Origin of the sequence: Fundidesulfovibrio terrae, assembly GCF_022808915.1 — a bacterium.
GTDB lineage: Bacteria > Desulfobacterota > Desulfovibrionia > Desulfovibrionales > Desulfovibrionaceae > Fundidesulfovibrio > Fundidesulfovibrio terrae.
In genome coordinates, this window is the sequence record NZ_JAKZFS010000003.1 from 404,484 (window position 1) to 427,230 (window position 22,747).

Annotated in this window: 18 protein-coding genes; 4 read left to right on the top strand and 14 right to left on the bottom strand. The window is 45.9% G+C overall.

Features of this window, described 5'->3' with window-relative positions:
* Positions 1–32: 32 nt before the first annotated feature.
* The 12 genes from ML540_RS12605 to ML540_RS12660 form a co-directional block, all read right to left on the bottom strand.
* Complete coding sequence (locus ML540_RS12605) at positions 33–1,049, bottom strand: ParB N-terminal domain-containing protein (protein ID WP_243361600.1); 1,017 nt, start codon at positions 1,047–1,049, stop codon at positions 33–35.
* Positions 1,046–2,518, bottom strand: coding sequence for a DEAD/DEAH box helicase (locus tag ML540_RS12610; RefSeq protein ID WP_243361602.1), 1,473 nt, complete (start codon positions 2,516–2,518; stop codon positions 1,046–1,048). The genes ML540_RS12605 and ML540_RS12610 overlap by 4 nt, the downstream gene beginning before the upstream one ends.
* On the bottom strand, positions 2,511–2,951 hold the full coding sequence (locus ML540_RS12615; protein WP_243361603.1) for a hypothetical protein: 441 nt from the start codon (positions 2,949–2,951) through the stop codon (positions 2,511–2,513). The genes ML540_RS12610 and ML540_RS12615 overlap by 8 nt, the downstream gene beginning before the upstream one ends.
* Positions 2,944–3,972, bottom strand: coding sequence for a ParB N-terminal domain-containing protein (locus tag ML540_RS12620; RefSeq protein WP_243361605.1), 1,029 nt, complete (start codon positions 3,970–3,972; stop codon positions 2,944–2,946). Before ML540_RS12620 ends, ML540_RS12615 begins: the two co-directional genes overlap by 8 nt.
* A gap of 885 nt (positions 3,973–4,857) precedes the next feature.
* Entirely contained in the window at positions 4,858–5,703 is an 846-nt protein-coding gene (locus ML540_RS12625; protein WP_243361607.1) for a hypothetical protein, read from the bottom strand.
* Between the two features lie 2 nt (positions 5,704–5,705).
* Entirely contained in the window at positions 5,706–9,071 is a 3,366-nt protein-coding gene (locus ML540_RS12630; protein WP_243361609.1) for a hypothetical protein, read from the bottom strand.
* A 201-nt stretch (positions 9,072–9,272) separates the two neighbouring features.
* Positions 9,273–10,196, bottom strand: coding sequence for an ATP-binding protein (locus ML540_RS12635; RefSeq protein ID WP_243361611.1), 924 nt, complete (start codon positions 10,194–10,196; stop codon positions 9,273–9,275).
* Positions 10,197–10,365: 169 nt separating this feature from the next.
* Positions 10,366–11,241 carry a PD-(D/E)XK nuclease family protein gene (locus ML540_RS12640; protein ID WP_243361614.1) on the bottom strand — a complete coding sequence of 292 codons (876 nt, stop codon included), beginning with the start codon at positions 11,239–11,241 and terminating at the stop codon, positions 10,366–10,368.
* Between the two features lie 113 nt (positions 11,242–11,354).
* Positions 11,355–12,263 carry a DUF3150 domain-containing protein gene (locus ML540_RS12645; RefSeq protein WP_243361615.1) on the bottom strand — a complete coding sequence of 303 codons (909 nt, stop codon included), beginning with the start codon at positions 12,261–12,263 and terminating at the stop codon, positions 11,355–11,357.
* A gap of 22 nt (positions 12,264–12,285) precedes the next feature.
* The gene (locus tag ML540_RS12650; RefSeq protein ID WP_341482659.1) at positions 12,286–12,522 is read right to left on the bottom strand and encodes a DUF2997 domain-containing protein; all 237 of its coding nucleotides are present in this window, start codon (positions 12,520–12,522) and stop codon (positions 12,286–12,288) included.
* A gap of 65 nt (positions 12,523–12,587) precedes the next feature.
* A complete protein-coding gene (locus tag ML540_RS12655; protein WP_243361619.1) occupies positions 12,588–13,010 on the bottom strand; it encodes a DUF1257 domain-containing protein in 423 nt (140 codons plus the stop codon).
* An 11-nt stretch (positions 13,011–13,021) separates the two neighbouring features.
* Positions 13,022–14,455 carry an AAA family ATPase gene (locus tag ML540_RS12660; protein ID WP_243361620.1) on the bottom strand — a complete coding sequence of 478 codons (1,434 nt, stop codon included), beginning with the start codon at positions 14,453–14,455 and terminating at the stop codon, positions 13,022–13,024.
* Positions 14,456–14,952: 497 nt separating this feature from the next.
* Between ML540_RS12660 and ML540_RS12665 the strand changes: the two genes are divergently transcribed.
* Both ML540_RS12665 and ML540_RS12670 read left to right on the top strand, forming a co-directional pair.
* Positions 14,953–15,735, top strand: a complete 783-nt coding sequence (locus tag ML540_RS12665) for an LEM-3-like GIY-YIG domain-containing protein (protein ID WP_243361622.1) — start codon at positions 14,953–14,955, stop codon at positions 15,733–15,735.
* Between the two features lie 25 nt (positions 15,736–15,760).
* Positions 15,761–16,294: a plasmid pRiA4b ORF-3 family protein gene (locus tag ML540_RS12670; RefSeq protein ID WP_243361624.1), complete on the top strand. Its 534-nt coding sequence runs from the start codon at positions 15,761–15,763 to the stop codon at positions 16,292–16,294.
* Between the two features lie 281 nt (positions 16,295–16,575).
* Here ML540_RS12670 and ML540_RS12675 read toward each other — a convergent pair whose 3' ends face one another.
* A complete protein-coding gene (locus tag ML540_RS12675) occupies positions 16,576–16,947 on the bottom strand; it encodes a hypothetical protein (RefSeq protein ID WP_243361626.1) in 372 nt (123 codons plus the stop codon).
* 29 nt (positions 16,948–16,976) lie between these two features.
* Between ML540_RS12675 and ML540_RS12680 the strand changes: the two genes are divergently transcribed.
* Entirely contained in the window at positions 16,977–17,519 is a 543-nt protein-coding gene (locus ML540_RS12680) for a phospholipase D family nuclease (RefSeq protein WP_243361628.1), read from the top strand.
* 26 nt (positions 17,520–17,545) lie between these two features.
* Complete coding sequence (locus tag ML540_RS12685; protein WP_243361630.1) at positions 17,546–19,261, top strand: class I SAM-dependent methyltransferase; 1,716 nt, start codon at positions 17,546–17,548, stop codon at positions 19,259–19,261.
* A 474-nt stretch (positions 19,262–19,735) separates the two neighbouring features.
* Here the strand turns inward: ML540_RS12685 and ML540_RS12690 are convergent, their stop codons facing one another.
* Positions 19,736–21,703 carry an AAA family ATPase gene (locus ML540_RS12690; protein ID WP_243361632.1) on the bottom strand — a complete coding sequence of 656 codons (1,968 nt, stop codon included), beginning with the start codon at positions 21,701–21,703 and terminating at the stop codon, positions 19,736–19,738.
* Between the last annotated feature and the right edge of the window lie 1,044 nt (positions 21,704–22,747).

Below are 22,747 nucleotides of genomic sequence, written 5' to 3' on the forward strand. Positions count from 1 at the left end.
TTGACTAGCTGGGGACATGAGGCGCTTCATAACTAGTGACTATTCCCGTTGATTTTTTTTGCAATTTGATTAACGCGAGCAGCAATGCGCTGAATCAGGTAGGACAGATTTGAACGTTCCTCGCCCGAAACTCTTGCAAGCTCTTCATCAAGGTTGTCTTCAGCTAAAAAACTTTTAATGTCTTTTAGTTTTTTAATGTAGTAGTTTCCAGCGCCACGATGGTGTGCTTCATGGACTGCGTCGTGAAACGAAAGTTTGTCGTTCATGAATTTCTTGAGGGTATTTCCTCCGATTTTTACAATCTTTGGCAACCCATCGCGGATATCGACAGCACGCTCTATCTCTTCACTCTGGATCATTTCCGTGATTTTATGGTCAAAGTTCGTGTATAGGTCCCGCGCCTGGTTAAAGCGACGCCCTTTCAAGAGTTCGTCATAGTAACTCCATCGCTCAGGGTTACGATCATTAGCGTTCAACATGAAGTCATATACATGGATTAGATGCCGAATTTTGGCTGTCGTAAGCCCAACTTCACGCTGCAACTGCTTTTCGTCAATACCATGAGTCTTGAAGCGACGGTAAAGATACCCGGCCTGTTCAAAAGGTGACCAGTCCTTTTTGCCGACGATGTGAAACTCGCCGAGCAACGAAAATACTTCGCTGTCGGAGATAGTATCTGGAAGGATTCGAACGCGGATCAACTCCCATGCGTTGGCGTCTTTCTGAGCGAGAAGACGGTAGGCTGCCAAGCGGCTATTTCCTTCGAGGACAACATTTTTGCGAACCATAATGGGTTCGATCAAGCCACCATTACTCCTGATGCTCGGGACAAGGGTTTCGCGGACATGCGCAGTCTTCGCCAGAGCCTCGAAGATTTCTTCTTGAGTCGGTTGATCACCGTCCTCCTTCCAGACGATGGAATAAATGCGAGGATTCTCTGCATAGAACAGGAGCGCATGATGGGGCAGAAATCCTGTCCTGACCTTGATCTCACGCTTGCGTAACGTGATGGTGTCTTCCGTGAAATCACTCACCTGTCCTGATTTCATCCAAGAATCCTTTGCAGTATTTGAAAGAATCCGAGTGTTGCCCGTTCGGCATAGGCCTGCGCACCAATGTCACCTTGGGTGAGCTGTGCCGCCAGTCGTTTTTCTTCAAGCAAGCAATCGACCCATTCATCGACCGAATCAACCATGAGCATATTATACACGTAACAGGTCTTGGTCTGGGAAACACGGTGAATACGATCTTGTGCTTGCAAGTAGTCATCGAGACTATAGGTGCGGTCGTAAAATATAACGTGATTGGCTACGGTCAGCGTCAGTCCTTCCTTGGCTGCGCCAGGTGTTGCGACAAGTACCTGATCCTCGGGATTTTCAATGAACCATTTGACGACTGCGTTGCGCCTATCTATTGGCATTTTTCCATTAAGCGAATGAGCACCGAATACAGAGAGTTTCTTTACTAACCAATCGCAGTTGACGTTAAAATTAGTCCAGACAATCGCCTTCTCACCTTGGCGCGTAATATCTGTTAGCAAATTGTAGAGTGGATCGAACTTTCCTGGATCAGCTGCATAGCTCTCGTCAACCATGACAGGATTGGAAGCAATCTGAATGAGACGTAGCAGGCGTTTCAGAATGGATTCCTGGTCTTCTTCGATGAGCTGCCCGTTCCGAACAACCTGGGCGCGAAGCTCCTCGCGAACCTTGCGGTACAACTCGAATTGCGCTGGCTCCCAATCACATTCAATCCTTTGAAACTCTTTGGAGGGCAGAACGATTCGCCCCCCATCCTTAGTCTCCCTGATTGAGAAGCTTGAAATACGACTATTGATTCCTTCCAATCGTTGCTGGTACGTCCCGAATGCCTGCGCGTCATGGCGGAGGTCTGCTGTCAGGTCGGTTTCACGTTTGAATTCGACAAAGTCGTTGCCGAGTGAGAGCCCACGGTCAAGGAAATACACCTGAGCCCAGATGTCGTAGGGACGGTTAGCGACCGGTGTGCCTGTCATGATAACTCGCTTAGCGAAGAGCGGTGACAGAGCGAAAAACGCCTGTGTGAGTTCAGTATCTGGATTCTTGATTTTGGCTGATTCGTCGATGATTACACCGACTTGTCGTGAAGACACCCAGGCCCGAAAACGCTTAATTTCCTTCTTCGCTGCCTCGAAGTGGCTGAGGACTAATCGAGTCGGGGTAGTGAAGACGTAGTAATTTTTTGACGCATTTTCCGTGACTATGAGTGGCGTGAGTTGGCTATGCGCTTCGAATTCGCGGACCCAGTTGGCGATCAAACCCTTTTTGGTGAAGACAAGGACAGTATCGACTTCCTTACGCTGAAGCCAACGCAACATTACATCTATTGCTATCTTGGTTTTGCCCAGACCCTGCTCATGGAAGATGGCTGCGTATTCCCGGCTGGCGACAAAATCGGTGGCTTCTTCCTGATAGGGAAACGCCTTATACTTTGCTTCCAGGATAGGTTCGGATCGGAGCCGGAATCTGAAATCATTCACGCCAGAATTTCCTGACAGTCATGGTGCAGATCATGTAGCCCACCACGCAGATTGGAATGTTGTAGGACCGAGTTTGCCGTCGCACAAGCTTACTGATGCGGATGGCAGTACCTGCCGACATCCAGGGAACACCGATCCATAACTCACCTTCGGTTTGCAAACTTAAATACTCAAAGTAAGAGGCAAGCTGAACGCACGTGTGCTGGTTGTCTATGTCGTTGGTCGTCTTGGCTTCTCCGATGACTGTGCGACCAGTCGAGATATCGCGGGCATAGATATCAGGGCGATTAGCGCCGATGTGCCGGGGATGTTCACCTGCGAGACCATCCTGAAGATCAACATAAACGATAGGTTGCCTGCTCCAGCCAGCATCGTAAGTGACGTCACTGCCCAGTTCCTTGACGAGTTTCCGGTGATGAACGCTCTCACTCATTATTAGTGATCAGGCCAACATCTTTGCATAGGTCATATAGTTCCCCGTAACAATCGAATAGCGCCTGAACACGTGGCGATTCGTTGTCTTCCCTGAGCGCCTTTACGTCTGGATAGTTAAGACTTCTGATCTTGCTGACCAAAGCGATGGCCAATTGATCGATGGTGGCTTCTTTGATCGCTGCATTTGCACTGGGTTGCTCTAAGACCTTCATGGCTTCCCGAGCGTCGTGAGATAGAAATCGCTTCTTCGCTTCTTGATTTCCCAGGATGCGAGGAAGCTGACGAACCGTGTTCAATGGGCTGATCTTAGAGTCATCGACCCACTTCGCAAAATCGTCCAAAGTGAAACCAGCTTTTACGATTGATTCTTTGACCCTAGGTTTTTGCAATTCGACAAAGGCGCTAAAGCGAGAGTAATCGGGTGGATTTTGTCCAACTAGTGGCATATAGTGAAGATGCATGTCCTTGTATGCTTCAATGTATTCCTCAATTTCACGCCTCCGAGCTGATCCGCCGCAGTAGTCGAGTATTTCATTGATCGATAGCTTTTGATCAGTATAGAGCCCATGGAGGTACTTTGCCTTGGCGTAGGGACGCCATTGGCGAGGACCCACCAAGTGAGCCTGAAGTCGTATGGCGTGTTCTCCATCTTCCTCGATGTCTGGTCGAACAATCGCAGGGATCGTCCCCCAGGAGCCTGGAGCGTTTTCTTCGGCAAGTTGTCGATAGATTGAGACGCGGGTATTCCCCTCAATCACCACGTAGGTTCCGTCGGATCGCGGGGTGACAACAATGGGGTTAATCAATCCCTTATAGGCTCGTATCGATGCCTTAAGACTCGAAAAAGTTGTCGACGCCCCTTTTTCATCATCATCTGGCGCGAATTGACCTAGTGCGAGTTCAATAAAATTTTGTGGAGGGTCTCCATCAAGAGACTCTATGGCTGGTGCAACACGAGGATTGCGGCAATCAAGAACAATATTGCTGACTGGCAAGTAGTTAATTTTTAGTTCAGACATCGCATTATCTCCAGGATTTAGATGCCATCAATAGATTATGACAGACACTCCCAAGCATAGTCACTCGCGAGTTGGGCTGATCCTCGAAGACTTAATCACGATACAACTCCTGTTGCATTGCAAATGAAGACATCGCACGGGCTTCAGAGATCAATGAGCCCAAGGCGGTAGATGACCTCACTTGATCCGGTCAATATCGAAGATCTACTCGGTTTTAGTAGGGATTCCCGAGTTAATTAACCAACTCTGAAGAGTTTTGCCTATCTCAAGAGCAGGCGTCAAGCGGGTGTCTTCTTGCCACCCTACGACGTCACAAAGAAGTTTGTTGCAGCCGTTACGATGAGTGCTTCACGGGGTCCGGTTAACTGCCCCCTGTGGAAGCGTCGTGATGTTCCTCTTATCGGCGATCGCCCCAATGAGGCCATTCGATGTCCACCTAATGGAGCCAGGCTAATCAGGTTTCGGGGCTTCGAGATGCCAGGTGATTCCGTTCAGCTCGCTCTTGGCTTGAGGAACAAAACTTTTGGGCTGTTTACCACTTAAGGCTGTTTTTCAGAAGGTCGGTGCGAAAAATCCCGAAGTGAGACTTTTGGGTTTCCCACTCATCCGGCTGAGACCAAGAAGATCCAAAGGTTGGTTACAACATTCAGTATTAGCTGAATGTACCACGTCCAAGCTTTTACTCGTCCGTTAAAACCTTCCTGTGGATGGCCAGAGCCTTCTCGGGGATCTGGATTAAGAAACTTTCATGGAAGTTAACCGTTTGACTCGCAGGGAGAAATCGAGACTTGCAAACAACAACCTACAAGCATACTCAGAGCGCTTCTGATATAGAGTATAATTTATAGCGATTTGCTGACGACAAATAGTCTTTAGCGGCATATGTTAGAAATGACTGGCATCTCTAGTTACATGACCAAAAAACTCCAATGGCATAGCAGGGGTAGGGCAGTCTTTACTATTCAATATATTTGAAACTCTTTTTGCGCACATATCACGGTAGGACTCGTAAAAATCAGTAGTATCACCAACTTTTGAAGAATCAATCCATCTTCTTATTGTCGACTCGTTTATGTTGTTAATTGGAAGCCCTTGAGCTCGCTGCTTTAAAATGTACCGTTCGGCAAGGACATGCAAAAGAAGATGTTCATCTTGTTTGTACCAATTTTCTATCGACAACAACCACATTTCTTTTACGCGTTGAATTGACCTAGAAGAAGCCAACTTCATGACAGTTTCCAATTCACCGGAAAAAGCATTGCATTCATTAAAAAAATTCCGACACAAAGAAGTCCAGTCAATTATTGATTTGCCATCGCCAGAAGCTGTAGATTGCTTGCTGATGTATTCGTTCGACAAGGATTTTGTTACTGAATTAAAATATAATCTCCCGCTGTTATTATGACAGATATTATTCCGAACAGCTTGAACAATTGAAAAAAACTTTTTGCATTTCAGCAGCGTGGAATGGTGCCTGGAAAGTGAAGAGTAAGTCGACTGTGAAAAAATTGTGTCCTTTACAAATGCTCCACAATCCCAAAGTAGGCCATAAATATTCAGTACTGAAAGATAAAAAATGGTGTAATTGTCAGGGTTTTCTGGCAAAGATGTCGGCTCGTAGTAGGCAAAGCAAAAAAGACGTGAATCCAATTGGCAAGCCTTGGCGTTTAATTCCTCGGCAATATTTGCATTGAAGGCAATTGAGTTTTGCGCTGCCTGTATAATATTCATGATCAATCCTCCAGCCTGCGAAAAGCCTCAAAGCCAATGTAGCTAGTGCCTATTTCAATGTCTGTGAATGCCCCACTATGTTTTGCAAGCTTCAAAGAGGGACCGTAAAAATACACATTCCCTATAGTAAAAACATGTATACGCCCCTTTCTTCTTGTGCTGTCGTAAGATCTCTCGTCAATATTGCCTCTAAATTTTTTTGTAAGGCCCTTTTCATCGCAAAGAAGGTGCCAAACCTTATTGCGCACAGGCGCATGAAAAGAAATGCTTCGGTCAATTTGCCTAAAAGCATCAATACTTCTCGAATATTCACCAAGTTGTGCACATGACAGTGCAAGAAGGTAGTAAATAGTCGGCGCATTAACTGGCTTATCTATGTCACGTAAAAATTGCTGTTCATAGTCATTACAAATGGTAAGTATCTCGCGCCACTGCTCGTTACTCATTGCGGTTCGCTGCATCTCGTGGCCCTCAAAAATAGGACTCCGATTGTATATTAACCACGTAAGTCTAAGTAGTAAGTACTGGCACCCGGCATGACTTCTGGCAACCTGCGCATAGGATCTTATAAACTCAACAACCTCTAAGGCCTTTACAACTTTTTCAGGAAGAATCTTGCGACTAAGGCTAATGTCTTCTTTTTCAAGTAACTGCCTGGCCCTAAGATGTATTCCAACAGCGTCCCCCCTCTTGACAAGTTCGTCAAAATACATCTCATAGGAACTTTTGGATTCAATCTGCCTCAATGTTAGGACATGTCCATTATACTCATCGTCGTTATAAACAGACCCGACTTGGCTTTCGATAAATTCAACAATACTAAGGATCTCACTCAGAAATTTAAACCTTTCTTCATTTCCTACGCCCTCGCTGTCATAAAAAGCAAAGAACAGCTTCATAAGAGCATTGCGCTGATACATGTTGGATGGATCAGATGAAATGTTTGATTTTAGCTGAGCATATAAAGACATGTAGTCAAATGTCAAAGGCGCACCTGTCAGGCCGTTCCTACGGGACAAATCATAAAGACGCAGTTCGCAAAGAACTAATTCCACAGTCAAACTATTTAATATTTTGTCTTTGCGCAACGAGCTGGAAGAGCGCAAAAACTCTACAGTAGACTTAGCGAGCACTATAGCGCTTTTCAATTTCGATACACGCTCGTCATCAGGAATTGTTGCATATCCAATTCTAGGGACGCCATATATTTCCCTTAGCCATGTAACTTCTTGGCAAATCAAACGTGGTTCACGAATTTTGTACTTAATTCTTAGCTCACAAAGAGCCTCGACAATCTTATTATAGTATTGAAAATATATATTTATGTTTTCTTTATTATCAGAATTCGGCCCTATTGTCCTGATAAGTCTTTCAACTGTTGCAATGTCGCTATACTTTGAGTATGTGTCGGAGCTAGATATATTAATCACTAACCCTGCTATATGGTCTATCTCTTGCTCGGGAGTTATGCCCGCGCTCTTCAAGTATAAAGAAGCTTCAAGCTGAGTACGAAAACTAATGAGAAATTCAAACGAGCTTCCATCCTGTGCAATAGGATTGATTTTTATACATGGAACGTCTTCGATCGATCGCAAAATTGTGGCAAAATAATTGTCCAAAGCTAACCCGAGAGAGCGCAACGCCATGTATAGAGGTAAAGACACCTTAAGTTTAGAACTTACTGCAATGACAATGAAAAAGTCACGTATGTTGCTAATAAGCTCTACAGCCTGTTGGTCCTCGTCATCTTTTTGGGAAAAGTCGGACAGCTTATAGCCTGATCTTTGCAGCGCCTTTCCCATTTCAGTCATCGCGGCGAATTCTTCACCGTTCTTCGACATACCGTTCAAGTGACTAAAGAACTTCTCCATTCCAAAATCTGCTTCCCTCCCTATGCCGCGAATTATTCCCTCACCTAGATGCTCGTAAAGCAAGATATACAAAAGGGTGAGCAAGTTATTGCTATCTGCACTTTCGACCCAGTGGTCATATTTTTCGCCAGACATTTCTCCGTTCGACAAAACAAGTGCGCGCAAGTTGTCACGCTCTATTTGATCTAAGCCTATTCTTGCATGAATAACTTTGAAATTAGTTTTGTCTTGTTCATCGCCGTAATTATAGCCCGAACTTACAATTACAATTTTACGCCCACGGTTCCTGAGGTTTGTGTAAAGCTTTTCAGTCTCGCGTCTGTGGTTGAAGGCGGAAGAATTGTCCCATATAATTAAAACTTTCTTCGCGCCAATATTTTCAAGTTTCTGAATTAGCATATCCAGGGCTTCGAAGTTGACCCCGCTTCTTTCAAGGTACACATCTGGATTATTTATATAAAGGACTGGAAAGGTCTGTTTTAGGTAAGTAGTATAGGCAAGACATCCAAGGGCAATGCTCTTGCTGCTGCTTGTCTGGCCAACAAGAAGTATTGGTTTCTCATCTTGAGAGTCTTTAGCTGTGCGTAGCGAAGCGTCAACAGCACCACCTAATTCATCCTCAAAGTTACGTTTCAAATTAAATTTATTCGCAAAGCCATACCATACTGGGCGCTGTGGGCTGTTTTTTAGAAAATTATAAAAATATTCTTTCCTTAAAAAGGCCGGATAGTTTGTGTCACCAATTTCTGTTTCTGACAAAAGGGACACAAAGCCGCGTGTTTCAAATAAATATCCGCCTTCAATCATCTCCCTCTTGTTGTTTATGTAAAAATAGACATCATCTGCTTTTTGTTCTGGTGTAAATTCAAAATCTTCGCTATATGACCTTTCTGCATCAATTTTCTGTAGCATTCCAGAAAGATCTTCCGTAATAGCTTCAATTTTTCCTTCATGTTGCAGCTCATTGAAAAGAGGATTGTCCAGGAGGCTATCCGGAACTCCAAACATGAAGACTGAACCCTTGCGCATCGAATCGATAAAATCAAACATGTATGAAAAATCTATTTCACCATCATTCGCATCCCCGTATCCTGTTATAATAAAGTACCCAAAATTACTCCTAACCATGTCAGGGAGCAACTTAAGCATCGAAGCGGCTTCAGAGTCACGCCGTCTTATGTCGGCAGTGGAGAGGGCTCCCGACTCTTGCATTCCATATACATATATAATATTTAGCTCGCTCTGATTAAGGGCTGCCTTTTCAACCATTGAGTGCTGGTCTTCGATTGCATATACTCGTCTTTTGTTTTCTATTGTAAAATCGTACAAAAGACTTTCTTTCTGCAGCGACGTCACAATGCCACTCCATGGTCTACTTGCGAGTGAGTTGTCTAAATAGCCGCTGCGCTTTCCCATAAAGAGTATGACCGGAATTCTCGACCCTAGGATCCCATCTACTTTTCTTGCAAGTTTTTCAACGCTAATCAGCTTAGCCATGTTTGAATCTCCCAGTATGTGGGTGATAGATAGTCAGCTAGAAAATTCCAAGACAATGACAACTAGGTTTAAAAACGCATCGGCGCTGATCGCACTAAGAATGGCATGACCCTATACATAAACTGTCACGAGCTTGGCATTGTTGTGGGTGGCTTTATTGAAAAAAAAGGGCCGATTTCTCGACCCAGTTAAATTTGTAAACTAAGCCGCCAGCTTCCTATCCCGAAGGATTTCAGAAAACTGCGACAACTTCTCCTCGCGTACCTGGCATTGCTTGAGCAGGGTGATCTGCTCGGCAACCTGGTCGCGCAATAATTCATTCACGGCATTCACTCCGTATCGCTCGCACACGTAGCCCTGGTATTCATCCCAGAGGTCGTTGAGGCCTAGCTGGCTGAAGGCCTCTGAGAGGCTATCGACTTCAGAAATCTTCCTGATTTCGGTTGAGATTCCCGAGTTATTCAACCAGTTGAGAAGACCTTCACCCATGGCGGGGCTCGGCGTCAACCGGGTACCGTCGAAAATCCCGGTCCTGTCTTTGCTCGCGGTGGCTACATGGCCCTCGATTGAGAGGTCCATGACCACAGTGAATTCATATTCCAGACCTTCACGCTGGATTGGAGCCAGTCCGACCTTATTGACTTTGGTCTTCCCGTTCTCGGTAGTGACCTCGTAGCCGGTCTTGGTACGCATGCTCACGATGACATGGCAGGTGCTTGCGAGAATGGCGTCCACCAGCTGATTGTGCTGGGGAGTAACCTCACGCCAAGCGTCAAATGAGTTCCTGACTGCCTTGGCAGCACGATCATGAATCGTGAGGATGCCTCCTTCGCCAGCCCACGCATGGGACAGGCTGTCGATGATGAGCACGTTGTACCCGGCTTCTTCAGCCCCCTTGATACCCTGAATATACTTCTTGGGTTCGAAGGGCGGATCGAGCTGGAGCACGTCGTAATCGCAAATGTTGGCGTAGAGAACGCCGGAGCCTCTTTCGGTGTCGATCATAGCGATTCGTCCACCGAGACCTTTAGCGATCTGAAGTGAACTGAATGTTTTGCCACTTCCAGCTGGTCCAGTGAGAGCCAATCGAAGCTTTGAGGATTTACGTGTAGCTTTCTGAAACATGGCGTTTTCCTCCGTGATCTGGTCGCAGGCATTGCCCACGATTCTTGTTGAAGCATTTCTTGTGGAAGATGCGTTCCTCGCTGTAGGTATTGATACCCATGAGAGCCTTGACCATCTCGTCAGGTGACTCAATGATTTCCTGGCATAACCAGCAGATCATCTTGCTACCTCAGAAACCAACAACGGGTTGGAGAGGTATCTTGATCTCTCGACGTTCCTTGAGGTCCTGATGATACAGGAACCAGTGTCGTTCGCCGAAGGTTTGAACAGCTTTCTCATCGTGCATGAAGCACAGAGATTCGTATTCGCACCATGTGCATGCGACACCTGGGCATGGCCAGAAATGACCAGCCTTGATGTCAGCCGCAACTTTTCGGCAAAGTCGGTAGAGATTGAGGAAATCAGGAAGACTACGTCGACCTTCATCCCAGATGGTTTTCGGCTCTTTAGTTCTGACCAGGTGGATCAGTGCCACGGGGACAATTGGAGTAGTTTCCCGTGAGAATGGCGTGGAGTGCAGGTAGGCATAAAACGTCAGTTCCATTACCAACCTGCCAAGGCCGTCTCGGGGTGTTTTCGCCGCAGTCTTTAAATCTGCGATACAAAAAGACCCCTTGTCATTTTGTAGTAGTAAATCGATGTATCCGAGCAGATTGATCTCAGGATGCTCAGCCAGTGTGATTGGATGAACCAATGGCGATTCGAGCTTGAGTTCAACTTGCGAGACCGGCAATGGTCCGAGTTGATCGAGAAAGTGCATCGAGTCAGAGAGACACTTGTTTTGAGCTAGTTCGTAATCACTTTCTTTTTCGTAATTGCAAAGCTCAATAGGATTCTCTGACCAGAAACACGTCGATGCTTGTTCGAGCAAATCGACCGGATTGTCCCGGTAGAGTAGACCGCATTGAACCAGGTGATGGATGGCTGATCCTTCAACCAGGCTCTTTGCTCGCCTGAGAGGACGCAAACCCAGTTCATAATGGAGTCGGTATTTCTCCGAGCATCCGAGGTAGGTATTGATCCTCGATTTCGAGAGGGTGAGCATGGATAGCTCCTATGTTTTTGACGTTCCAGAAATTGGAATAGGGAGGCAGCTATCTTTCAAGCCACCTCCCCACCATGAGAGTTTGCAATCGTGTTCGCTCGTTTGTTCAGTGACTAGGCTGCTTCTTGAAGATTCCCCCGGTCAGCAGCAGCATCCAAATGGATTCTGCGTCGGGGCATCTCTTCGATGGCAGCGTCGATGGCTGTTTTGAGGTTGCTGAAATCCTGGGTGACCTTTTGCCTGAGCACGTCGTTGTACTGCACGGCATATGGGTTCCCGTTGATGGTCTTGACCAGCGTTTTGGCCTCGTTGACCAGTGCGGAGAGCTTTTCGTCGTCGAACAAGTTTCGGTCTGAGAAGCCGTCCAAAAACTCATTCACGCGATTGGTCATGTTCGACCTGAGAATCTTCGGTTTGTCGCCGCCGGTGACCTTGTCAGAGAGATGGGTAATGACCTCGCTGAACTCCTCGCGAAGCGCGGCAATAGCCAGCTCACGAGTTTCAGCCATAAGGTCTTGAAATTTCTCTTTCTCACGCTGGTAAGTTTCCGGCGAGAGAAACGTCGCCTTCGTGGGCACATCCAGTAGAAGGAAGCGCCATTCGAACTTGAACTTGGTCCGAATATCCTGGGGATAATCGGTGTCGTTGAAGAGTTCGCCAAGAGCTGTCTTGGCTTCTTCACGAGCTTCCGCGTAGAACTCCGCGAATGAGCTCACCTTGTTCATGAAATCGGACTGGAACATTTCCAGGCGATTATCGATCTCATCGATCGATTCTTTGGGCACTAGGTGAAGCCCAGAGATGGGAAACGGCAACGCATATCGTTGCAACAATTTTCTCGCCATCTGTATCGTGGCTTTCAATGGGGATAGAACTTCCGGGTTCACCAAAAGTTTCTTACCCTTGAGCCACTCGGTATTCCCGAGATTGCCCATGAGGCTTTGTTTGATGTCTTTGGCACCGGTCCAGCAGCTTGTCGCTAATTGTACAAGACACGCCTTCTTGAAGATGTCGTTGCTCATGCTGTCACGTCTCCTTTGGAATCTAGCCACAGAGGTTAATGTGTTGCTTCTTTACGACGTTACCTTGTTGGTAAAACATTGGCGTAAGGCACCGGGATGTTTCGTGACCAAGTAGGTCTTTGATGAATTGAGATTCTTCAAGACATACTGGACCAGTGAAACCTGTTGTTTCGATGCGGACTTCGCCAGTGTCGTCGATGTCGACAATGATCTGTTTTGTCATAGGCAAAGCACCTCTATTCCAACATATGCAATGCATAGTTGATTGTTTGTTTGGCCGCGCGCCAAAATTGAATGGTGTAAGACAGCTAGAGAGAGCGGCTATTAGGCAGAGAGAACCAAGCGAATGCCACTTGCAATGGTTTGCTCTACGACGCGATAGTTTTTGCGTCGTGCTTCGAGGATCGTCTTTTCGACCGCGTAAGCTTGCTTGAGCTTTCCGCCGTTTTCGCCAATTGCGTTCTTCAAGCGCGAGTCCCAGTAGTCGGCGAGCAGCAAGTATTTCATTCCTTGCTGGATCACGCCGATCTCATAGGATGCGTTTGGGATGTGAATCGCGTGATGGCATTTTCCGAGGTCTTTCTCGGTAATGCCTTCAGGTAAAGGTGTAGATTCTGGTTTCACGAGACGTCCATACCAAACGTAAGTTCTTTGACCCTCTCGAAATTCGAGACCAAGTCTTTGGCAAGCCATTTTCAGGCTTGCCAAATCGTTTATTTCTATCTCGATTTTACTAACATGAGACATGTCACCTCCGGCTACTGTACCGTTGGAGTTGTAGATGGACCAGTTCGTATCTTCCGAGTCTCTTCAGGCTCATCATCAGGGGTATTTGCGGGGCGGGCGCGAGTTCTTGCCCAATTGCGGAGGCTTTCAATTTCCTCTCGCATTGTGCGTGACAGGGGGATCACTGAGTGAAATGCCGTCTCCAAGTCTGTAAACATGGATTCACGACAAATCTGCTCAATCTCAGCACCTGAATAACCGTTAAGGTTGGCAGCGTATTCGAGAGGTACTTTCGTACCGTATCGAGCGTTCATGATCTTCAGGATGTCTCGCCGTTCTCGTTGAGATGGCAGATCAACCATGAAGATTGCGTCGAATCTTCCAGCTCTGATTGTCTCAGGCGGGAGCTTGGTGATGTCATTGGCCGTGGCCATGACCAGCACCGGAGATTTGTTCTCAGCCAACCACGTTAATAGGTGGCTAAACATGCCGGAAGTTGTTCCAGCGTCAGTTTCTCCAGAGCTTTTGACACCAGAAAGTGCTTTTTCAAGTTCATCAAGCCAGACAACGCATTCGCCAAATGACGATATGATTTGAGTAGCTTGACGAATCTTCTTTTCAGATTCTCCGACAAGGGAGCCTTTCAAGGCTCCGATGTCTAATCGGATCAATGGCCAGCCGAGTATTGACGCGGCGGCTTTGCATGAGAGGCTTTTGCCTGTGCCGGGTATCCCGACCAGTAATAGGCCTTTCGGCCTGGGGAGATGTTCACAGCCAGGCGTAAACGCCTTCGCACGGGACTTGATGTAGGCTTTGAGTTGACTCAAGCCTCCAACATTCGACAAATGCTCAGGTTCCCAGACTTCGAGAAGACCTGACTTTCTGATGAGTTGAGCTTTCAGTTGTGAGATGACACGAGAGGAGAAGTAGCCACGTTTGACGAGCGAAAGTGCGTTTGCACATTCGGCTTCGTATTCAGTGAGTCCACGAGCCAGCCGAGCAGCTTTGCGGTTCGGTCTGACATTCAGTGGGTTGCCGAGTTCTTGTTGGAGTGCATAGAGGTCTTCAGTATCAGGAAGTGGCAGGTCAAGAACAGTGAATATCGATTTGAGTTCTGGGCGCATTTGGATTTGCGGAGCAACAGCGATGAGGCAGTTACCACGGGATTTCCAAGTCTCTGCGCCATTCTGGATTCCTTGAATAACTTCAACACTATCCGTAAACAGGTGTAGGTTGTGAGCGAGCAGGACAGTATCCTGACTTCCTTTGAGCCAATTAATGGCTTCAACTGGATCGCGTACTTCCTCCAGGATTTTTGAGCTACCAGCGAGTCGTATACCGCGCTGACAATCCCAGGCGAAGAATCGCCAATGACCGTCAAATGGGATGATCTTTTCGGCTCTTGCTGGCTCAGTTGTGAGCAGAAGCAATGCCGGGAAACCTGCCTTCAAGTATTCCTGTAGCATGCTGAAAACCTCCATATATGTAGTTACAATACAATTTCTATATATCGCGCCTGAATGTTAAAACTCTTCAAAGCAATGATTGCCCGCTCAAAACAATAACCAGTGTGTGCGAGCATTCAGCAAAGGATTTCCTGGTGCGCCAGGAGACAGGAGAGGAAGCTGAGCTCGTGATATCAGGTGCCCAGGAGCTCCGAGGTTATGAAGCGATTAGATTTCTATGGGAGCCGTGGCGGCTTTCGATCAGGTCTTGACGGGGCACATGATCCCGGAGACACACCCATGTTGTGGGTAAACGCGACCGTCAGGAGGCGGTACGCCATGCCGAGCTGACATGGTGTTTGAAATGACAGCAGGATGCCTCAGAAGGGCTTCCTAGGATCAAAAAGACGGGAGCGACATAATCTACCAGCAACGCACGTGCAGCTGCTCGGGATTACGCCCTGATAGCGCTGAAATCAGGCTCTACGTGGACAACAATGTAGACAATTGGAGTCAAGATGGCTGACGAGAATAATTCGATGAAAGCATTCTGCGAGAGTATCGTAATGGACGTGTCGGTTGCCGAAAAAGTCGGAGCCTATGTGTATATGATGGTGTGCCCTGACAAACGAATTCCTTTTTATATAGGCAAAGGAAGAGGATCAAGAGTTCTATCTCACTTTTACACTGCCGCCGACTGCCCAGAACTTGATAGTTCCAAACTCGAAAAGATCAGGAGTATCCTATCACAGGAAAAGAAGCCTCTTATTTATATTGTTCGCCATGGGCTGAGTGATGACGATGCGATCATGATTGAGTCCGCCTTGATCGACACGGTAGGGACGTTATACGATGGCACGTTGACAAACATGCAGTCAGGCCATGATTCTGCAAAGTTTGGCATAATGTCATTAGACTCATTGGTCGCTGAGTACAGAGCCGAAAAAGCAGAAATCAATTTTCCTGCCATGCTTATTAAGATAAATCGCAACTGGAAGAGAACCATGACAGATGAAGAAATATATAATGCGACAAGAACATGCTGGAAAGTTAACACCGGACGGGCTGGCAATGCTAGCAGGGTTCTCGCAGTTGCCAACGGACTGATTCGAGCAGTTTTTATAGTTAGCAAATGGAAAAAAGCCACGGCCGATCAATTCGGAACAGATGTATCCGCATTGAACAGAAAAGAATTCGTAGGCGAACATGATAACACAGGAGAATACTCCCATCTCCTGGGGAAAAGTGTGCAACACATTAGTAAAAACTCGCAGTCACCTATTCTTTACGTTAACTGCTAGTGGCCATTCGCGCATAAAGACACCCATGATCTATCAGCTACACGTGCAGCTGCTGGGGATAACGCCTCTGATCTGGCGCAGGATTCAGGTTCCGGGAGACATCAGTCTTTACCGAATGAATCTACTCATCCAGCGAGCCATTGGCTGGAAGAATACTCACTTGAGTGAGTTTAACATAGATGGCCGCAAATATGGCGCGACTGAACAGGACCACTTTGCAGAAGGTATTTACGAATTCAAGAAGTTCAAACTTTGTGAAGTTGTGACTGCTGCCAGAGAAAGTTTTCTGTTCACATATGACTTTGGAGATGACTGGCAGCACAAAGTTGTTGTCGAGGATATTTTCCCGCGCGAAAAAGAAGTCAAATATCCTCAGTGCATTGCCGGTGAACGCGCATGTCCGCCTGAAGATGTTGGCGGAATATACGGATACGATGACTTCCTGGAAGCTATTTCCGATCCAAAGCATGAGAGCCACGCAGACTACAAAGCTTGGGCCAAGAAGTTTGACCCGGAGAGGTTTGATGTGGGCAAGGCTACGAAGGCGATGCAGAGGTAGTGATTACTCTAGTGACTCAACCAATTTCTCAGTCAAAAAGTCAGCTGCCGCATGGAGTTTCATCTCTTGAATCAGATCGTTTGGGATCAACCGAATGCTTTCTTCAAACTTCTCTCTGGACATGCCAGAATGCTTCCAAGGTTTTGATGTCTCGTAATGCCTCCGAGAAATACCCAGGATTGCCCAAGGCTTTTCGGATTTCAGGTAGTCAGCGATCTTGCTCATGGGTCAATGGGGACGAGCGGTCATTTACACACCGGCAGGTCTTGACTGACAAGTAATTACTCATTCAAATCGAACTCAATACCGTTCGAAATTTTAAAATTTCTAGCCTTGCACGTAGAATTGTTAAGCAATAATTTCCACCCAGAGGAAGAGAGTCGATTGTTTATTTCATTTACCCCGGCGGTTTTGCTGTCGCCACCAAAATGTTTTTTAACTCTTAACGGAATAATCTTCCCCTGGCTGGCGCGAGTGCCCGTATAATATTTATTGGCTAAGTCGACAACCGTCTTCATACATATAAACAGCTTGCAGCTCAATAATTCATATGTAGCGCGGTTGATGGCATTTGTTTGAAGAGACATGTCGTGCATTTCGAGTTTTGAAAAATTGCTTAACAAATCTTGGCGAAGTTTGTCCTTATTTTCCATGGTCAATCGCTCCTTCAGGAATTAAACAAATGAAAATAGCTACAAGTTTCCTTCTCATACTCATTCTGGCAGTTGCCTCAACAAGACCTCTCTTGGCTGAATCCCTGGTCCTCAAAGACACACATGTTTCCGTCTATTTCAGCCCAGATGGAGGCGGTCAAGCGGCAATCGTCGCTGAGATAAACAAAGCTCAGCAGAGCATCCTAGTTCAAGCCTATTCATTCACGGCAGAGCCAATCGCCAAGGCACTGGTCGAAGCTCACAAGCGTGGCGTCAAGGTCCGGGTCATTCTCGACAAGAGCCAGAAGAGCGAGCGGTATACCAGCGCAACCTTCCTGGCCAACTCGGGCATTCCCACCTTCATCGATGCAGCCCATGCCATTGCCCACAACAAGGTCATGGTCTTGGACGGCAAGACGGTGATCACGGGTAGCTACAATTTCACCAAAGCGGCAGAGGAGAAGAACGCTGAGAACCTTCTCATTGTCCGCTCATCCGAGCTAGCCAGGATTTACGCTTCCAATTGGGAAACGCATTTCAAGCATTCTACGCGGTATGACGCTAGGTATTAGGACATGACCGTTTGTGGGAGCATTTGATGGACACCGTTGGATGGTATCAGACCAAAGCTTCTGAGCTTTCAACCAGCTATGAGGGACTATCCTTCGAGGATGTCCACGGTTGGCTGATTCCCATGTTGCCGAAAGCTCCAAGCGTGGTTCTGGATGTAGGCGCGGGAACTGGCAGAGATGCGGCCTGGCTTTCCTCCAAAGGGTATGAGGTCTTCGCCGTAGAGCCTTCAGCGGCCATGCGAGCGGAAGGTCAGAAACTTCATCCTGATGCTCGAATAAACTGGCTGGTCGACAAACTTCCAGGATTGGATCAAACGCTCCGTCTCGGTATCTCCTTTGACAGTATCCTGCTCAGCGCCGTCTGGATGCATTTGCCAAGCGCGGATCGTCCACGGGCGTTCAGAAAACTTCTCACGTTGCTCAAACCAGGTGGCGTGCTGGCAATGTCCCTTCGGCATGGGCCAGCTGAGCCTGAAAGATTCATTCACGAGGTGTCACTCGAAGAGGTCGAGAAACTCGCGCGTGAACATGGTGCCTACGTAGCTCACACAGAAACCTCTGAGGACTCTTTGGGCAGGAAAGAGATCTCATGGACCCAGGTAGCGATCAGACTGCCTGACGATGGCACTGGAGCGCTTCCTCTCCTGCGCCATGTCATCCTCAACGACAAGAAGAGCTCCACCTACAAGCTGGCTCTTCTTCGCGTCCTTTGCCGGATAGCTGATGGAGCAGCTGGGATGGCTAGGGACGCTGGAGATGACTTCGTGTCATTGCCACTTGGTCTTGTCGCTCTCAACTGGATCAGAATGTTCAAGCCGCTGTTGGCAGCCGACTTGCCGCAAACTTCAGCGAACAGGTTGGGCAACGGTCTTGGTTTCGTAAACGAGGGATTTCGCAAACTTTCAAGCATATCCCATCTTGACCTCAGAATTGGCATGTCGTTTTCCGGTGAAATCGCTCAAGCACTTTTCCAAGCCATACGGGAGTCATGCAAGATCATCGACACAATGCCTGCAACGTACCTGACATTTCCTGACGGCAATAAAATCTTGAAGGTAATTCGCGAAACAGGAATCCGTGCTTCAAACAAACTCACCATTGATGAGACGTTTCTTCTGAACTTTGGTGAGATGTATATACCCAGAAATATTTGGCGCACGCTCCAAAGGTTTGATGTTTGGATAGAGCCTTCGCTCATTGCCGAGTGGGTAAGGCTCATGAAGTCGTATGCCGCCAGTCAAGGGCGGTTGCTGGATGATGTTCAGATATCACAAGCTATGTTTTGGTCTGATCCTACGAGAGATGTTCGAGTAGCCAAAGACAGAGCACTCAGACTCATGTCTCAAGGTGTGAAGTTGTACTGTGTCTGGAGCGAAAAGAAACTGGACTCAGACAATATTGACATTGACCACTGCTTCCCATGGTCTGCGTGGCCGTGTGATGACCTATGGAACCTTCTTCCGTCCCACAGGTCGATTAACCAGCACAAGAAGCGTGACAGGCTTCCCAGCGAAATTGCCTTGGCGCGTGCGGGTGATTTGATTCAGAAATGGTGGAACAATGCGTATTTGGAATCAAACAATACCAGCCTGCTTTCAAGATTTGAACTCGAAGCGAAATCCACTTTGCCTGGAGTAGACCTATCTAGAGATAGACTAGACATTTCAAACTTGTTCGATGCGGTAAATGTTCAGAGGATTAGACTTCGACATGACCAGCAAATTCCGGAATGGACGAGTTAATGCGTAGGGTTTTATCATACATAACCATGCCATGATTTTAAAATCCCATTTTCATTAGAGAATGTTTAAATATATGTTTTGTATAGTACGGAATTTGAATTTCTTGTTTGTCACAAATTGGGAGGAGGTTTGTTGAGATTGAATATATTTCCCGCCAGTGGCAGTGTAATACGAAAATCTCGGAATACAAGTAGCATGCTTTTCTTTGTCACAAGGTGGGAGAAGGAAGGCATTTTTCTTCCTCTCTAATTTTGTGAAAGAGTCTGGATGGGGGAATGTATTTCAACATTCCCCCAGTCTCACCATATATAGGACGATTTGAAAACTGAAAACTCAGTGATATCAATGGTTTTCAGGTTTCAGACTGAAAATCAGACTTGAAATGTGAAAGTCGTTGCTACGCCTAGGTTTTCAGGTTTCACCTTGGTCCAGACTCAGAATCTGAAAACGTGAAACTTGAAAGCTGAAAGCATTTCAGAACTGAATGTCAGAACCGTCGTTGACTCTGAGACCTTTAGAGTTCCGTGGACCTTTAAACTCAATTATTGAGCCTGATTCAATTGCTTCTTGAATTAAAGGCTGTGCTTTTCCAATAGACATGCTTATCCCTTCAGTCGGCGCAAACCCAATCATTTTGTCAATAAGCTCTTGTTGCTTGTCAACTTTACCTCCAAGTTTTTTCAAAACAGCCAAGACAAATTCTGGCGTTGCTTTCTTTGGTGTTGCAGTTTTGCTGTCAACATTTTTTGATTTAACACCACAACTTGTAGCCACAAAGTTCAATTTTTCATCTCTGACGAGTTCAATCTCTCCAAATTTTTTAAAATTATTAGCCTTTTGATGTACAAGCTTGAACTTCCCACCAAGTTCATCTGTACATTTCAATTCAATTGCATTTCTGCACCACCCATGGATTGAGCTTGCACCTCTACCGGCTGACCTTCCATTTGCGCTGTCTTGCTTACCACTGTGGTGTACAATCAAAATATTAATTTTATACTTTTGCTGAATAATATTCAATCTGTTTAGTGCCCTGTGCATCCCGCTATTGTCGTTTTCATCTTTGCAATGAAAACATGACAGCGGGTCAAAAATGACAGCAGTTGGTTTGAATTCTTCAATTTGTTCGCAAATAAATTTGAAGAAATCTTCATTTTCAATGTCGCCAGATATTGTTATATCCTCGCCGCCTCCCAATGAAACAAATTCAATGTTTTCTCCATTGTTCTGAGCAACTTCAAGCAGTCTGGCTGACACATGATTTCTCTCGTTTATTGCTTCCTCGCCATTCTCAGACTGAAAGATCAATACTCGGCCTGGCTCGCCAACCTTAAACATACCGAATAAACCATTTTCTGTTGGCGTGACAATTTCTGCTGCAATCAAAGTTGTCAACAAAGACTTCCCCGTACCGCCAGCGCCGAAAATCACCATCGTTTCATTTTTTGGCCAAAACCCTTCGATAAGATATTCTAGCCTTTTGTCCCGTACGAGAATCTCCTTCAAGGAAGTTCTGTATTTTTTTGTTGCTTTACATTCTAAGACATTCATCGCGCATTTCCCTTTTGATTTTTCTATCTCAACTTTTGCCTTCTCAATTTCATATTGCAATATATTGTGACGTGTAGTTCCACGCTCATGATGCTTCTCACCAATCTGGCAATACTCAAATACGGAATGGATATTTTCTTCTGACACACCAGCCAGCAGGAGCTTGAATATGACGGACATCTCTTTCTCAGAGCGCTCGCCTACAGGCCATGGATATTGAATTTGCCTAATTGTGTCTTCTGGGATACCCATTTCATACAAATCAATTTCTCCGTACACGCTTTCAATGTATTTAGTTTCACGTTTCTCGTTGCTGGCTTTGACTTCCTCCTTATTCAAGCCAAGTATAAATTCAGAGGCTTTGTTTACCTGATCAAAACAGACAATCTCGTATATATTCCCAGTGTCAGGATGTCTTGAGCCAGGAGCCACGACATAACCTCTGACACCTCTCAGTTCCCCTACTTTTTCACCGTCATGTTTTATTACGGTTACTCCGTACTGTTTCCCGTCGTTAGGCAGAAGATAGTAGCACTGATATCCTTTCATTCCTGTTTTCACAGTGAATGTTTTCGGAATGTTCTCCACCCCGCTATCCCGTAGCATTTTTTCAAAAAGCCGGGGATTATCCACATCCAACACGAGCAATTTTGAAGCAGGACCACAACATATTCCCGCATTGTTGAACTTGTACCTGTTTTTGTCGAATACGTTTTTTTCATGACAATACCTGGACCACCCCTTGTCGATTGCCTTCTTTGTGTTGCCCCACAGTGGAATCATGCTAAAATTTTCGGAAAGCTTTTCATACAAATCAAGCTTTCTTGCGTGATACAAATCTGAATTTTGACCTTTAATAACATTGCCCATTAGCTCTTGATATTCTAGCATTAACATTATCCTTTCTTAGTTTATATTTGAATTGCATTGTGTTCGTATTTCTCAAATGCTTTTAGTAAAATACAAAGGGCCGGTTTCCCGGCCCTCTAAAATCTGTTTGTTGAGGCTAGGTTCGCTCAATCTCCCTAAAGCCAACAACAACCATCCTCGTTTTGTGTGCATTTTCAATATTTCTACAAATCGAACAACTTCAAATTGACCTCCTCATCGACGAAACCTAGGTAGACATCATAACACCCATCATCTCTGAGTCTTTCCAGGTGCCACACGGCTTTGTTGTACGTCATCAATTCTGCATATTGGAAATATTCATATACACATCGAGTGCGCGGCTCGACAGCCATTGGCTTTCCGTCGCATAGAGCCCACACAATAAACCCATATTCATTTTTCATTTCTTTTGCAAGTTGACAGTAACTCATTTTATTTCTCCCGTAATTGATTCTTTTTTGAGTTTTTTAGTAAGTTTTGCAACATATTCATAATATATTTCTCCTAACTCGTGTACTTTGAGATTGTTAATCAAGGTGTCCGTCCACCTCTGAGATTATCTGCTCTCTAAACTTCTTCATGTCAGAATAAGAATACTTATGTTTCATTGGCAAATAATAGTGCTTGTAGCACGATGGACAAAGCGCCTTCCATTCTTCGCCTGGCTCCACGTAAAATGTGTGTTCATTGTGATAGTGACATGTTTTTTTGATTTTCTTTGTCATTTCTGACTCCTTTTGATATTTTGAAGAAACATAAACTTCGCCTTCTACCTGTTTTATTTCTTTATTGCCTTGGGAAAAGAAAAAATACTGACATGAATGTTTTCGGTTCTTTCTGCTCCATTTGAACTTGCCATATGCCTTGTTTTCAAAGCTCACACAGACATTATCTCTGTATGGCCGATGAATGTTTACTTCTGTCAGAAGCCATTCTGCCAGCAATGCCGCAAATTGCTGAGATGTTCTGGGACTGGAGTGATGGGTTACCCACGGTCAGACCGACCTAATGCAAACTGACCCGGCGCTCGGCCCACAGCTATTG

Bases quoted from the DNA above. Each gene is read 5' to 3' on its own strand.
- ML540_RS12605 (WP_243361600.1), bottom strand. From the start codon at position 1,049: ATGAAATCAGGACAGGTGAGTGATTTCACGGAAGACACCATCACGTTA.
- ML540_RS12615 (WP_243361603.1), bottom strand. From the start codon at position 2,951: ATGAGTGAGAGCGTTCATCACCGGAAACTCGTCAAGGAACTGGGCAGT.
- ML540_RS12620 (WP_243361605.1), bottom strand. From the start codon at position 3,972: ATGTCTGAACTAAAAATTAACTACTTGCCAGTCAGCAATATTGTTCTT.
- ML540_RS12625 (WP_243361607.1), bottom strand. From the start codon at position 5,703: ATGAATATTATACAGGCAGCGCAAAACTCAATTGCCTTCAATGCAAAT.
- ML540_RS12630 (WP_243361609.1), bottom strand. From the start codon at position 9,071: ATGGCTAAGCTGATTAGCGTTGAAAAACTTGCAAGAAAAGTAGATGGG.
- ML540_RS12635 (WP_243361611.1), bottom strand. From the start codon at position 10,196: ATGTTTCAGAAAGCTACACGTAAATCCTCAAAGCTTCGATTGGCTCTC.
- ML540_RS12640 (WP_243361614.1), bottom strand. From the start codon at position 11,241: ATGCTCACCCTCTCGAAATCGAGGATCAATACCTACCTCGGATGCTCG.
- ML540_RS12645 (WP_243361615.1), bottom strand. From the start codon at position 12,263: ATGAGCAACGACATCTTCAAGAAGGCGTGTCTTGTACAATTAGCGACA.
- ML540_RS12650 (WP_341482659.1), bottom strand. From the start codon at position 12,522: ATGCATTGCATATGTTGGAATAGAGGTGCTTTGCCTATGACAAAACAG.
- ML540_RS12655 (WP_243361619.1), bottom strand. From the start codon at position 13,010: ATGTCTCATGTTAGTAAAATCGAGATAGAAATAAACGATTTGGCAAGC.
- ML540_RS12660 (WP_243361620.1), bottom strand. From the start codon at position 14,455: ATGCTACAGGAATACTTGAAGGCAGGTTTCCCGGCATTGCTTCTGCTC.
- ML540_RS12665 (WP_243361622.1), top strand. From the start codon at position 14,953: ATGGCTGACGAGAATAATTCGATGAAAGCATTCTGCGAGAGTATCGTA.
- ML540_RS12670 (WP_243361624.1), top strand. From the start codon at position 15,761: ATGATCTATCAGCTACACGTGCAGCTGCTGGGGATAACGCCTCTGATC.
- ML540_RS12675 (WP_243361626.1), bottom strand. From the start codon at position 16,947: ATGGAAAATAAGGACAAACTTCGCCAAGATTTGTTAAGCAATTTTTCA.
- ML540_RS12680 (WP_243361628.1), top strand. From the start codon at position 16,977: ATGAAAATAGCTACAAGTTTCCTTCTCATACTCATTCTGGCAGTTGCC.
- ML540_RS12685 (WP_243361630.1), top strand. From the start codon at position 17,546: ATGGACACCGTTGGATGGTATCAGACCAAAGCTTCTGAGCTTTCAACC.
- ML540_RS12690 (WP_243361632.1), bottom strand. From the start codon at position 21,703: ATGCTAGAATATCAAGAGCTAATGGGCAATGTTATTAAAGGTCAAAAT.